Origin of the sequence: Amycolatopsis sp. cg13, from assembly GCF_041346965.1 — a bacterium.
Taxonomy (GTDB): Bacteria; Actinomycetota; Actinomycetes; order Mycobacteriales; family Pseudonocardiaceae; genus Amycolatopsis.
The window spans coordinates 3,965,868-3,978,133 of record NZ_CP166848.1 but is presented as its reverse complement, the minus strand read 5'-3'; the positions used below and the strand labels follow the sequence as shown (position 1 = coordinate 3,978,133).

General features: G+C 66.0%; 11 protein-coding genes. 7 read left to right on the top strand and 4 right to left on the bottom strand.

What is annotated here, in order from left to right:
* The first annotated feature begins 136 nt into the window (after positions 1-136).
* The 4 genes from AB5I40_RS18110 (at position 137) to AB5I40_RS18095 (ending at position 3,748) form a co-directional block, all read left to right on the top strand.
* Positions 137-922, top strand: a complete 786-nt coding sequence (locus AB5I40_RS18110; protein WP_370939680.1) for an electron transfer flavoprotein subunit beta — start codon at positions 137-139, stop codon at positions 920-922.
* A gap of 28 nt (positions 923-950) precedes the next feature.
* Positions 951-1,910, top strand: coding sequence for an electron transfer flavoprotein subunit alpha/FixB family protein (locus AB5I40_RS18105; RefSeq protein WP_370939679.1), 960 nt, complete (start codon positions 951-953; stop codon positions 1,908-1,910).
* 174 nt (positions 1,911-2,084) lie between these two features.
* Positions 2,085-2,867 carry a GNAT family N-acetyltransferase gene (locus tag AB5I40_RS18100; protein ID WP_370939678.1) on the top strand — a complete coding sequence of 261 codons (783 nt, stop codon included), beginning with the start codon at positions 2,085-2,087 and terminating at the stop codon, positions 2,865-2,867.
* A complete protein-coding gene (locus AB5I40_RS18095; RefSeq protein WP_370939677.1) occupies positions 2,864-3,748 on the top strand; it encodes a lysophospholipid acyltransferase family protein in 885 nt (294 codons plus the stop codon). The genes AB5I40_RS18100 and AB5I40_RS18095 overlap by 4 nt, the downstream gene beginning before the upstream one ends.
* 425 nt (positions 3,749-4,173) lie before the next feature.
* Here AB5I40_RS18095 and AB5I40_RS18090 read toward each other — a convergent pair whose 3' ends face one another.
* Positions 4,174-5,079 (bottom strand): NADP-dependent oxidoreductase, encoded by a 906-nt coding sequence (locus AB5I40_RS18090; protein ID WP_370940547.1) that lies wholly within the window; start codon positions 5,077-5,079, stop codon positions 4,174-4,176.
* 440 nt (positions 5,080-5,519) lie between these two features.
* Between AB5I40_RS18090 and AB5I40_RS18085 the strand changes: the two genes are divergently transcribed.
* From AB5I40_RS18085 to mnmA, 3 genes are all read left to right on the top strand, one after another.
* The gene (locus AB5I40_RS18085; protein WP_370939676.1) at positions 5,520-6,884 is read left to right on the top strand and encodes an MFS transporter; all 1,365 of its coding nucleotides are present in this window, start codon (positions 5,520-5,522) and stop codon (positions 6,882-6,884) included.
* Between the two features lie 64 nt (positions 6,885-6,948).
* Positions 6,949-8,145: a cysteine desulfurase family protein gene (locus tag AB5I40_RS18080; RefSeq protein ID WP_370939675.1), complete on the top strand. Its 1,197-nt coding sequence runs from the start codon at positions 6,949-6,951 to the stop codon at positions 8,143-8,145.
* 4 nt (positions 8,146-8,149) lie between these two features.
* Positions 8,150-9,244: a tRNA 2-thiouridine(34) synthase MnmA gene (gene mnmA, locus AB5I40_RS18075; RefSeq protein ID WP_370940546.1), complete on the top strand. Its 1,095-nt coding sequence runs from the start codon at positions 8,150-8,152 to the stop codon at positions 9,242-9,244.
* Between the two features lie 5 nt (positions 9,245-9,249).
* Here mnmA and AB5I40_RS18070 read toward each other — a convergent pair whose 3' ends face one another.
* From AB5I40_RS18070 to AB5I40_RS18060, 3 genes are all read right to left on the bottom strand, one after another.
* Complete coding sequence (locus tag AB5I40_RS18070; protein ID WP_370939674.1) at positions 9,250-10,524, bottom strand: DUF222 domain-containing protein; 1,275 nt, start codon at positions 10,522-10,524, stop codon at positions 9,250-9,252.
* A 152-nt stretch (positions 10,525-10,676) separates the two neighbouring features.
* Positions 10,677-11,120 (bottom strand): GNAT family N-acetyltransferase, encoded by a 444-nt coding sequence (locus AB5I40_RS18065; RefSeq protein ID WP_370940545.1) that lies wholly within the window; start codon positions 11,118-11,120, stop codon positions 10,677-10,679.
* 52 nt (positions 11,121-11,172) lie between these two features.
* The gene (locus tag AB5I40_RS18060; RefSeq protein ID WP_370939673.1) at positions 11,173-12,216 is read right to left on the bottom strand and encodes an MBL fold metallo-hydrolase; all 1,044 of its coding nucleotides are present in this window, start codon (positions 12,214-12,216) and stop codon (positions 11,173-11,175) included.
* Positions 12,217-12,266: the final 50 nt, after the last annotated feature.

Below are 12,266 nucleotides of genomic sequence, written 5' to 3'. Positions count from 1 at the left end.
TCCCAATAGATTGCTCATCCAGGTGAATGCCGTCACCTCGAGGGGTCCGGCCGCGGAATTGCCCCTAATCTACCGCTCAGTAGAGCACTGTCCCGCGGCCGAGAGCCGGCCCCAACCGGGAGGTCGAAGAAGACCCATGACGAACATCGTTGTCCTGGTCAAGCAGGTACCGGACACCTACTCGGAGCGGAAGCTCTCCGGTTCCGACAACACCCTTGACCGCGAATCCGCCGACGCCGTGCTCGACGAGATCAACGAGAAGGCCGTCGAAGAGGCCCTCAAGATCAAGGAAGCCGGCGAGGGCGAGGTCACCGTGATCTCGGTCGGCCCGGACCGCGCCACCGACGCGATCCGCAAGGCGCTCTCCATGGGCGCCGACAAAGCCATCCACGTGTCCGACGAGGCACTGCACGGCTCCGACGCCATCGCCACCGCGAAGGTCATCGCCGCCGCCGTCGGCAAGGTCGAGGGCTTCGACCTGATCCTGGCCGGCAACGAGGCGTCCGACGGCCGCGGTGCCGCCGTGCCCGCGATCCTCGCCGAGCTGCTCGGCGTGCCGCAGCTGACCTACGTGCGTCAGCTGACCGTCGAGGGCTCCTCCGTGAAGGCCGACCGCGAGACGGAAGACGGCATCACCCACCTCGAGGCGAACCTGCCTGCGCTGGTGAGCGTGAGCGAGAAGATCAACGAGCCGCGCTACCCGTCGTTCAAGGGCATCATGGCCGCGAAGAAGAAGCCGGTCGAGACGCTGACCATCGCCGACCTCGGCATCGACGCGGGCGAGGTCGGTCTCGCCAACGCGTGGTCGACGGTCGTCGAGGCCTCGCCGAAGCCGCCGCGCACCGCGGGCGAGAAGGTCGAGGACGAGGGCGACGGCGGCTCGAAGGTCGCTGAGTACCTGGTCGCGCAGAAGCTCATCTGAGACACGGTTTCGAGGAGGATTCCGGAAAATGGCTGAAGTACTCGTCCTCGTCGACCACGTCGACGGTGATGTCAAGAAGGTCACGCTCGAGCTGCTGACCGCTGCGCGCGCCCTCGGCGAGCCCTCCGCCGTCGTGGTGGGCCCGACCGGCACCGCGGCGAAGGCCAAGGAAGCGCTCGCCGGCCACGGCGCGGCGAAGGTGTACGTCGCCGAGGGCGACGACGCTGCCGGTTACCTGGTGACCCCGAAGGTCGACGTGCTCGCGAAGCTCGCCGAGCAGGTCTCCCCGGCCGCGGTGCTCGTCGCCGCCAGTGCCGAGGGCAAGGAGGTGGCCGCGCGAGTCGCGCTGCGGCTGGGCTCCGGTCTGCTCTACGACGCGGTCGGCGTCAATGCCGACGGCTCCGTGGACCAGTCCATCTTCGGTGGCGCGTTCTCCGTGAAGGCCAAGGCCGCCAAGGGCGCGCCGGTCGTGTCGGTGCGTCCGGGCGCGGTCGAGGCGGAGGCCGCCGATGGCGCGGCTGCCGAGGAGACCGTCGAGATTCCGGCGCAGGACCCGGCGAAGGCCGCCAAGATCACCGGCATGGAGCCGGTCGTGGGCGGCGACCGGCCGGAGCTGACCGAGGCGTCGATCGTCGTGTCCGGTGGCCGCGGCGTCGGCTCGGCGGAGAAGTTCGACGTCGTCGAGAAGCTGGCCGACTCGCTCGGCGCGGCTGTCGGCGCGTCCCGTGCCGCTGTCGACTCCGGCTACTACCCGGCGCAGTTCCAGGTCGGCCAGACCGGCAAGACGGTGTCGCCGCAGCTGTACATCGCGCTCGGCATCTCCGGCGCGATCCAGCACCGCGCCGGCATGCAGACGTCGAAGACGATCATCGCCGTCAACAAGGACGCCGAGGCTCCGATCTTCGAGATCGCCGACTTCGGTGTGGTGGGCGACCTGTTCAACGTCGCGCCGCAGCTGACCGAGGCTGTCGACAAGCGCAAGGGCTGACGTTTTTTCGCCCGGAAGGCCGTCGCGTGCTCGCCACGCGGCGGCCTTCCGCGTTCTCCGGAACCTTCTCGTCTGTCTGAGAGGAACCTGAGAACCCGCAATTAACTCAACGTGCACTGACCGGTCATCGATTGGCACTCTCCGAGGCCGCTTACCGGCAGGTACACCTTGACCATGACGTCGTCACAGCTCCTCGTCAGTACTGATCAGGCGGGTGCCGACCTTCCCGCAGGCGCGCCGCGGTATTCGCTTCTGGTCGCCAACGGGAACGATGAAGTGCTCGCCGCGCAGAAACTGCGATACCGGGTTTTCGCCGAGGAGATGGGGGCGGAACTGCATTCCCCGGAGCCCGGCCGGGATGTCGACTACTTTGACGAATTCTGCGACCACCTCGTGGTCCGCGACGACAACACCGGCGAGATCGTCGGCTGCTACCGCATGCTTCCGCCGGAACGCGCCGCGCAGGCCGGAAAGCTCTACTCCGACAGCGAATTCGACCTGACGACGCTCGCCGCGCTGCGACCGTCCTTGGTCGAGACCGGACGGTCTTGCGTCCACCCCGACCACCGCAGCGGTGCCGTCGTGAGCCTGGTGTGGGCCGGGATCGCGCGCTACATGCTCCTCTCAGGACACCGATACCTCGCCGGCTGCGCTTCGGTCCAACTGAACGACGGCGGCAGCTACGCGGCGGGTGTCTGGGATGTCTTGCGCACCAAGCACCACGCGGACGACTCGTTGCGCGTCTCACCGTTGACCCCGTGGGATCCAGGCGCGATCGCGCGTCCCGACCGAGCCATGCTTCCGCCGCTGATCAAGGGCTACGTGCGGCTCGGTGCCAAAGTGTGTGGTCCCCCTGCCCTCGACGCCGACTTCGGGGTCGCGGACTTCTTTGTCCTTCTTGATCTGCAACAGGTCGACGAGCGGTACCTGAAGTTCTTCCTCGGAGCGCAAGGATGAGTCACGCTTGGATGCCGACGTCGCCCTGCGGTGACGGTTGCCTCACCGAAGGCGCACCGACGGTCGCCTTGCCGCGGCGAATTTTGCGTTTCACTGCAGCGATTTCCGTGGTCTTGGCTGCGCTGCTGGTCGTACCGGTGTTGCTGGTGATTCGCGGCCGGAGCCGGGAACGCTTGCTGCGCCGGATTTTCCGGGCGGTGCTGAGGGCATTCGGCGTGCGGATGTCCGTCGTGGGCGGTGCGGACTTCCTTGCCGCTCCGGCCGGCCGTGGCGCGCTCGTGGTGAACAACCACATCTCGTGGCTGGACATCATCGCCGTCAACGCTCTACGCCCGATGCGTGCGCTAGCGAAGATCGAAATCGGCTCTTGGCCGATCCTGGGCACGCTGGTGCGTCGCGGTGGCAGCATTTTCCTGGACCGCAACCGTTTGCGCACCTTGCCGGGCACGATGTCCGAACTGGCCGACAGCCTCCGCGCCGGCGCGCTCGTCAACGTCACCCCCGAGGGCACCACCTGGTGCGGCCTGGCCTCCGGCCGATTCACGACAGCCACCTTCCAAGCCGCGATCGACGGCGGCGTCCCGGTCCGGCCGATCGCGCTTCGCTACCGACTCGCCGACGGACGCGAAACCAGCCAGCCCGCGTTCATCGGGCCGGAGTCCCTCATCGCCTCCCTGCGCCGGGTCGCCGCGCTGCGCGGTCTGGTCCTGGAAGTGCACGTGTGCCCGGAGATCGCCCCCGGCCGCGCCGAAGACCGCCGTTCGCTGGCGGCCCTTGCCGAGGCCGCTGTCCACTCGGCCCTCGGCACAGTCCGCATCCCGCCGCAGCGCCGCCGGGTTCTGGTGGGCCGTCGCACACCCTCCCAGCCGGTCGCGCACTGACGAACTACCTGGTCACGGACTCTCGGAGGGGTGTCGCCGTTTTTTGGCGACACCCCTCCGCAGTCTTCCGACTCGTGCCGGTTGGTCTTTCGACCGACTGCGGTCAGCCCATTCGCCGCCCAACGGCAACAGCCACCCAACTCGCCTCGCCGCAGATTGGCTACAGCTTCCCGTCCCGCCACCTATACCCGCGCCCGCCATCCGTCGCCGCGGGATGGCGACGAATCGCTCGCGTCGATGCACCTGGTTGCCGCGCCCCGCATTTGTCGCCGCTGAGTGGCGACAGTCGCTCGGGTCCGTTCCCAGTGCTCAGCCTTTCGCCATTGAGCGGCAACGTCCACTAGACGCGGTCGCCGCAAACCGGCGACATCGATCCGTCAGGTCCCCCGAGCCACACCGTCTTCGAGCCTAGCCGACGATCGTGGTCAGGAAACGGCAATAGTGAGCTTCCCGCCAGGGTGGCCGTTCTGACTCTCCTCCTGTGCAGCTGCCGCTTCCTCTAAAGGAAAGGTCTTCCCCTGCGCGATCCGCAGTCCATTGTGTACATATCCGAGGATCTCGTTAAGCACCTCTTGTGTCGTCCCATCCCGGCTGCCGGACGAGAAAGACAGCCCGAGCTGGAACGCCGCGCCGTCGGCAATGGTCACGATGCGGTCCTTCGACCCTCGCAACTCGACCGATTCCGGCAAAACGCCATGTCCGGAGGCATCGAACACCGCGTCGACCGGACGGTCCGCCACTTCACGGACCCGCTCCAGCCATCCGTCGCCGTAACGCACTGGAATCGCGCCCAGCGCTTTCACCTCATCGAGATTGTGCTGTCCAGCCGTTCCGATCACCGTCGCGCCCAACGCGACTGCGATCTGTGTCGCGAATCGACCGACAGCGCCACTCGCTCCGTGGACAACCAATAGCTCGCCAGCCTTGACGTCGAGCAGACGCAGCACGCGGAGCGCGGTTTCGCCAGCAACCGGCAACGCCGCCGCGTCATCCCAGGAGAGGTCGGCTGGCTTGCGAACGACCGCTCCGCCGATCGCGAACTCCGCGTACCCGCCGGTCGCCGACCAGCCGAACACCTCGTCTCCGACGGCGAATTCAGCGCCGTCGCCCACCGCGTCAACCACTCCAGCGATCTCCAGCCCCGGGATCTGCGGACCCTCGAGTGCCGCGCCGCCGGCCATCGCCCCGGAACGAATTTTCCAGTCGATCGGGTTGATCCCCGCGCGGCGGACAGCGACCCGGACCTGCCCCGGACCGGGCTCTGGCGTCGGAACATCCTTCAGTTGCAGCACTTCGGGTCCGCCGTACTCGGCGAATGTGATGGCTCGCATCTCGGGTCGCACTCTCCTTCGGTCGCCGTACGTCCTACTTAAAGCCAACCAGCATCCGGCGCATTCCGAGCCGCACGCTCGATTCGCCAGTAAACGGCAACACCCTCGCCCTGTCGCACTCGATCACTCTCGCCTGACCCGACGTCGTGGCGCAGACAGTGCCCGATGGTGCCGCACGAGAACCCCGATTCATCGGTCTAGGCGACCACTCCAACGCCAGCAGTTACCCGGCGTCAGCGACATCCTGCGCCAACCGCCCCCGGCCACCCGGACGCTGCACCCCACAGAGAGCCCGCAGGTCCGGCTTCACCAGCTTTGAGCCGCGGAACCTCGCCCTGGCATGGCGAATTCCAACCTGATGCGATGTGCCCCACTGCCCACCCCGAAAGGCCGGCGGACGGCTTGACCTCCAGAGCGCTGGAGGTTGCAAGCTCGCGATCATGAGTCAGACCGTCGAAGCACAGCCTCGAAAAAGCGTCCTCTGGAGTCGCGAACACCGTCTTGTCACCGTCGGTCTGTTGCTCGTGGTCACACTGGTGGCCTTCGAAAACATGGGTGTCGCCACTGCGATGCCGACGCTGGTCGCCGAACTGCACGGGTTCGCCCTCTATTCCTGGCCGTTCACCACGTTCCTCGTGGCCAGCGTCGTCGCCACCGTCTTGTCCGGACGACTAGGCGACCGCAGAGGGCCAGCGCCAGCTCTCCTGGTCGGGCCGCTGCTGTTCGCCGCAGGACTGGCTGTCGCAGGTATCGCCACCACAATGCCGGTGCTTCTAATCGGCCGTGCGCTGCAGGGTTTCGGTTCGGGGTTTCTGCTGGTGTCCGTCTCGCTGTTGATCGCCCTGACGTTCACCGACCGCGAACGCCCCATCATCTATGCGGCCAACGCCGCTGCTTGGGTTCTCCCTGCGGTGATTGGCCCGTCCGTCGCAGGCTTGGTGACCGTGACCGTCGGCTGGCGATGGGTCTTTCTCGGGCTGCTCCCGCTGGTCGGGATCGGAGTCGTCCTCCTTTACAAGATCACTCGCGGTTTGCCCGCCCACGTGCCACTGCCGGCTGGACGTCGCGCAGGCGTCCTCGCCGCTGTTGTAGCGGCGCTCGGAGTCGCCGCCCTGAGCTGGGCCGCACAACACCCATCGCCTGCCGCGCTTGCCTACGGGGCTGTGGGTCTTGTCGCGCTCGCCGTCGCATTGCGCAAGCTTCTGCCCGTCGGAACCATGTCCTCTCGTCCCGGATTGCCCACGGTGGTCGCCTCTCGCGCCCTGCTCGCCGGCGCATATGCGGGCATGGAGGCGTATCTCCCGCTGACTATGACCGCGGTCCACGGCTATAGCCCCGCTCTCGCCGGCTTGCCGCTGACCATCACCGCGCTTGGCTGGTCCGCTGCGTCGGCTCTCCAAGGCCGGTTCCTCGACTGGTCGCGGGAGGCATCGCTGCGCACCGGCTTCGTTCTCGTAGCGGTGGGTCTGGTCGGCTTCGGTTTTGTCGCCCAACCGTGGTTCCCCGCCTGGGTGGCCTTCGCCGTCTGCGCAGTCGGCGGCGCCGGGATGGGAATCGCGATGCCCGCCGTCTCGGTTCTCCTGCTGCGCTACTCGCCAGAGGGGGAGCGGGGGTTCAACACGTCCGCAATGCAGCTCGCCGACTGGGTCGGATCAGCGCTGCTCATCGGCCTCGGCGGTGTGCTTCTGGCCGCTGTCGCCTCCGCCGCTCAGCCTTCTGCCGCGATGGGACTGCTCAGTGTCGCCCTGGTCCTGCTCGCGCTGCTCGGCGTCCGACTCACGAGCAGGTGGCCGAAACAGGTGTGACGTGCCACTCCGCGACCTGGGGCGAGCTTCGTCACAGGCCGCATCGGTCTACCCTGATAGAGCGATGACCTATCTCGACCACGCGGCAACCACTCCGATGCTGCCCGAAGCCATTGCGGCGATGACTGAGGCTTTGTCCACCGTGGGCAACGCCTCCGCGCTGCATTCTTCGGGACGGCGAGCTCGGCGGGCCGTCGAGGAAGCACGCGAAGTGATCGCCGCGGCCTTGGGCGCGCGGCCGTCGGAAGTCATCTTCACCGGCGGCGGTACTGAGAGTGACAACCTCGCGGTCAAGGGCATCTTTTGGGCCCGGAACGGCGAGGACTCGGGTCGGCGTCGCATCCTGTGCAGCACGGTCGAACATCACGCGGTCCTCGACACAGTCGAGTGGCTGGAGCAGCACTCCGGTGCCGAGATCACTTGGCTTGAGGTGGACGACCAAGGCCGGGTGTCGCCGGAAACGCTCCGCGCCGCGATTGATTCGGACCCGGAGACGGTTGCCCTCGCAACGGTGATGTGGGCGAACAACGAGGTCGGCACTGTCAATCCGGTCGCCGCTCTCGCCGAGGTCTGCAACGAATACGCGATCCCCCTGCACACCGATGCCGTTCAGGCAGTCGGTGCGGTTCCCGTCGACTTCACTGCATCCGGCGCAGCGGCACTCACGCTGACCGGCCACAAGCTTGGCGGCCCGTACGGTGTCGGTGCGCTTCTCCTCGATCGAGACACCTCGTGCGTCCCCGTCCTTCACGGTGGTGGCCAGGAACGCAGCGTTCGCTCGGGCACTCTCGACGTCCCAGCGATCGCCGGCTTCGCCGCTGCGGTCCAAGCGTCGATCGCTGGCCGCGCCGAGTACGCCGCCCGGGTCGAGAAGCTGCGAGATGAACTCGTCGCCGCAGTTCAGCGCGAAGTCCCGGACGCGATCCTTAATGGCCGCGGCGGTGAGCGTTTGCCGAGCCACGCTCACTTCACTTTCCCTGGCTGTGCGGGCGACAGCCTGCTGATGCTCTTGGACGCCAAGGGCATCGAGTGCTCCACCGGTTCGGCGTGCACCGCGGGAGTCGCGCAGCCAAGTCATGTCCTCCTGGCAATGGGGGCAGACGCCGCCGCAGCTCGCGGCTCACTCCGATTCTCGCTTGGTCACACGTCGACACTGGACGACGTACATACCCTGGCCCGAGAGATCAGTGGCGTCGTCACTCGTGCCCGACAGGCCGGTCTCGCCGGCATGCGCAAGCAGACGCAGAAGCAAGAGGTGTAAAGCAATGCGGGTATTGGCCGCAATGAGCGGAGGAGTCGACTCGGCCGTCGCCGCTGCGCGTGCAGTCGACGTCGGCCACGACGTCGTCGGAGTGCACCTGGCGCTTTCGGCTCAACCTGGCACGCTGCGGACGGGTTCCCGCGGCTGCTGCACAATCGAGGACTCACACGACGCCCGCCGGGCCGCCGACATCCTCGGTATCCCGTTCTATATCTGGGATTTCGCGGAGCGCTTCACCGAAGAGGTCGTCGAGACGTTCGTCGGCGAGTACGCCGCCGGCCGCACGCCGAACCCTTGCGTGACTTGCAACGAGAAAATCAAGTTCGAGGCGCTGCTTGAGAAGGCGCTCGCTCTTGGGTTCGACGCTGTTGCGACCGGCCACTACGCGCGCCTGGCGACCGTCGACGGCGAGTTGGAACTTCGCCGGAGCGCGGACGAAGGCAAGGACCAGTCGTACGTACTGGCTTCCCTGCAGCCAGAGCAGCTTCGCCATGCGATGTTTCCGCTGGGCGACTCCTGGAAGTCGGACGTGCGGGCCGAGGCGGAGCAGCGTGGGCTTTCCGTGGCACGGAAGCCGGACAGCCACGACATTTGCTTCATCCCGGACGGCGACACCAAGAAGTTCTTGGAGAAGCGGCTCGGCGAGCGTCCTGGCGAACTCGTCGATGCGGAGACGGGCGCGGTGCTCGGACGCCACACCGGCGTGCACGGATTCACCGTGGGCCAGCGGAAAGGCCTCGGCATCGACGCGCCGGCCGCTGATGGGCGACCTCGTTATGTCCTTTCGCTCGAACCTGTTTCGGGCACGGTCAAGGTCGGTTCGTCCGCAGACCTCGGTGTCAAGGCCATTGACGCGGACCGGGCGATCTGGCCGAGCGGGCGAGCCTTGGACGGACCGACTGAATGCACCGTCCAGGTTCGCGCGCATGGAGGCATCGCCGATGCGGTCGCCGAGGTGGATGAAGACGGGCAAGTCTCCATCCAGCTGCGCGAGCCGTTGCGCGGTGTGGCACCGGGCCAGGTCGTTGTCCTTTATCGGCAAGACGACCAGGCTGGCGACCTCGTGCTCGGGAGCGCCAAGATCTCTGGCACCCGCTGATCTCCTTATGCGCCTAGGCGTTCCTCTCCAGGTTGTTCTGGTGCGGGCTGGGGATCGTGCAGTGGCGGAGGGGCGCTTTCAGCTTTCTCGCCGGTCGGTGTCGTGACGATGAGCTTCCCGTCCTGCAGGACCTCGTAGCTCCAGTCGGCTCGATTCTTGAGGCGGCGGTGGCGTAGGCAGTAGCTCAACGTCGAGTCTGCGTCCGCGGAATCGGACCCGGTTGGTTCCGTCAGGCAGTTCTGTGCGGGCCGCGGGCAGCCAGGTTGTCGGCACTCACGGTCGCGGACCCGCACGAACTCGTCCACGTCGATGCTCGGCCGGTACCGGAACTTGCCGACCTCGATCACTTGTCCGGTCAGCGGGTCAGTGATGACCCGGCGGACGATTGTGTCGGGACCCGTGGCGATGTGGCGCGCAAGCTCGGCCGGGATGTGACCGTGGCTGGCCAGCTCAGCAGGATTGTCGTTGAGCCCCAGATAGGTCTGCAGATCGACATAGAGATACACCTCGGTCTGCTCTGGAACGCCGCCTTTGCCGCTGAGCAAGAGATCGATCGCGACGTCAGCGCGTAGTTGGTCAAGGGTTCGCTTCTCATCGCCCGTCTTGAGCGATCGAGCGATCTTGTCGACACGAAGGTAGGCCGCCGTAGCTTTGTCGGTCGAGGTGTTGTCGACTGAGATCCGCGAGATTCCTTCGCTCTGGTGCTGCAGGATGACGCGGCGCTCGGCCTTCCGCTGGGCCAGTCGGTCCATCGCACCGTCCGGGTCGATTTTCGTTGCGGCGTAAGCGGTTGCCTTGCGGACTTGGGTCGGGTTCTTGTCCTCTAACCGGTGTTCGAGCAGGTAGTCGACCATCCGTGCGTGGCGGTCGGACAGCTGGCTGGTGCCGTCGGTGACCTTCATGGCGCGATAGAGGTCGAACTTGCCCTCGTCCATCAGCCGGAAGGTTCGAGGCAGACGCTGGGCCAGAGCTTCAGCCGCGGCGATCATCGCACCGGCTCGGGTATCAGTGATGCGCAAGGCAAGTGCGAGTTCGCACGCCAGCTCGTGCGGGTCTGATCTTCGTCTTCGCATGCCTGCCATGCAATGCAGCTGCAACGCCTGCAAGCGAGCGATCTGGCGATTCGCGTCTTTCACGGCTGCCATCAGCTGGTCAGTCTGCAGGCGATTGAAGAGGTCGAGGTTCGCGTGCATGGTGCGAAGCAGGAAAGCGAGGTCTGCGGTTTCGGTGGTCTTGTTGGTCTGGTCGGCGTGGTCCGCCGGAGTGGTCGACTTGCTCATGATCGTCACGATACGCATTGATTCGAGTACCGTCAGCTAAATTGCGCGAAGGGACCCATCGTGCGATCGCTTGGCTTTTGCGTGACAACTCTGGCACGGTGAAAGGCGGGTGATCGAACGCGTGGACGGCCGAAGCTGCGTGAAGGAGGTGATCAGAGATGCAGCTTGAAACCCCTGTGACTCGCGACGAAGCCCAATCGTTCGTAGAAGCGGTGCGCTGCCGTCCTCGTCGTATCCGAGGTGAGCTGGACTAGGTTGCAGCCGCGTCGCCGCGATTCGTCGATGGCCCATTGCACGAGTTCTGCGCCCAAGCCTGAACCGCGGTGGTCGCGGTGTACGCGCACAGCTTCGATTTGGCCGCGAAGAGCCCCACGACGTGCGAGGCCGGGGATGATCGTGAGCTGAAGCGTGGCTATCGGTCGATCGTTTGATGTTGCGACGACCAGAAGCTGATTTGGGTCTGCAGCAATGGTTTTGAACGCTTGCAGATAAGGCTCAAGGTCGGCCGGAGAGTCGCGGGTTGCGCCAAGTTGGTCGTCCGCAAGCATCTGGACGATTGCTTGGACGTCGTCGGAGCGAGCTTGTCTCACGGTGATGGGCGGCACGGCGGATCAGTATTCCTTTGGGCGAGCGATGGACGGTTGGCCTCTACGTGGTCTTGTAGCGGCGAATGCCGTCGACGTCTTCGGCTGCGAGCTTGTTCTGTGAGACCAGGAGATCCAGGTGTGCGCCAGTCTCGAGGACGGCGAGCATCTGATTGAAGGCGTCCATTTCGGACAGTTTGCGGCCGCGGCGAGTCCAGCCGAGGCGGTTGGCGGCTTCAAAAGCGGTGCTTGCCCCGGCTTCGATTTGAGCCGCCATGGTTTCGAGGCGTTGCCGGTGGTGTTCGAGAAGCTCGTCGATCCGGGCGTGCACGCTGTCGGTGACTGGCCCATGAGCTGGCAGCATGCGCCGGTCCGGCATGCCGCGAACCAGACGGAGGGAGTCGAGATAGTCGTTTAGAGGCAACTCAGCCGGAACCGGCTGGAAGCCGATCGACGGGGTGATGTGCGGGAGCACGTGGTCGCCGGAGAACAAAAGATTGGCTGCGCCGTCTACGAAAACCACATGCCCGTTGGTGTGTCCTGGGGTGTGGACCACGTCGAACTCGCGGTCGGGCAGCACCGCTCGCCGGCCGGGCGTCAGCCATTCGTCCGGCTCTTCCCAAAGATTCGCCTCGGTGTGGCGAGGTTCCGAACCGAACAGCTTGCTGAGCGCGGTGATGACTTCTTGTCCGCCGCTCAGGCGGAGGAGGTCGAGTTGGGCTTGCATGGGGAACTGGTTCGGGTTGGCGCTGGCGTCGAGCGAAGGCTGCTCGAGCTTGCCGAGGGCGATCCGGTTGCCGAACTCGCGCCGAAGCGCGACTGCCTGCGTGTAGTGGTCCCGGTGGACGTGGGTGATGAGGAACTCTCGAACATCGCCGAGTTCGGCGTCGAGCGCCTTGAGTGCATCGGCCAGTAACTGGCGAGATTCGGTGAGGGCCCACCCCGAGTCGACGAGCACGAGGTTCGTGCCGTCGGTGACTGCGTAGACGTTGACCGCGCGCAGGGCGTCGCTCGGCAGCGGCAATGGGATCCGGTAGACGCCTGCGGCCACTTCGTAGACGCCGGGATCGGCCCAGTTCGAGTTACTGCTTTCGGGCAACGGCTCCACGGCGACCTCCGTCCAGGCGGGACCTCGGCGTCCCGGACTTTCCTTACATT

Coding starts and splice junctions, on each gene's coding strand:
- AB5I40_RS18110 (WP_370939680.1), top strand. CDS start 137: ATGACGAACATCGTTGTCCTGGTCAAGCAGGTACCGGACACCTACTCG.
- AB5I40_RS18105 (WP_370939679.1), top strand. CDS start 951: ATGGCTGAAGTACTCGTCCTCGTCGACCACGTCGACGGTGATGTCAAG.
- AB5I40_RS18100 (WP_370939678.1), top strand. CDS start 2,085: ATGACGTCGTCACAGCTCCTCGTCAGTACTGATCAGGCGGGTGCCGAC.
- AB5I40_RS18095 (WP_370939677.1), top strand. CDS start 2,864: ATGAGTCACGCTTGGATGCCGACGTCGCCCTGCGGTGACGGTTGCCTC.
- AB5I40_RS18090 (WP_370940547.1), bottom strand. CDS start 5,079: ATGCGAGCCATCACATTCGCCGAGTACGGCGGACCCGAAGTGCTGCAA.
- AB5I40_RS18085 (WP_370939676.1), top strand. CDS start 5,520: ATGAGTCAGACCGTCGAAGCACAGCCTCGAAAAAGCGTCCTCTGGAGT.
- AB5I40_RS18080 (WP_370939675.1), top strand. CDS start 6,949: ATGACCTATCTCGACCACGCGGCAACCACTCCGATGCTGCCCGAAGCC.
- mnmA (WP_370940546.1), top strand. CDS start 8,150: ATGCGGGTATTGGCCGCAATGAGCGGAGGAGTCGACTCGGCCGTCGCC.
- AB5I40_RS18070 (WP_370939674.1), bottom strand. CDS start 10,524: ATGAGCAAGTCGACCACTCCGGCGGACCACGCCGACCAGACCAACAAG.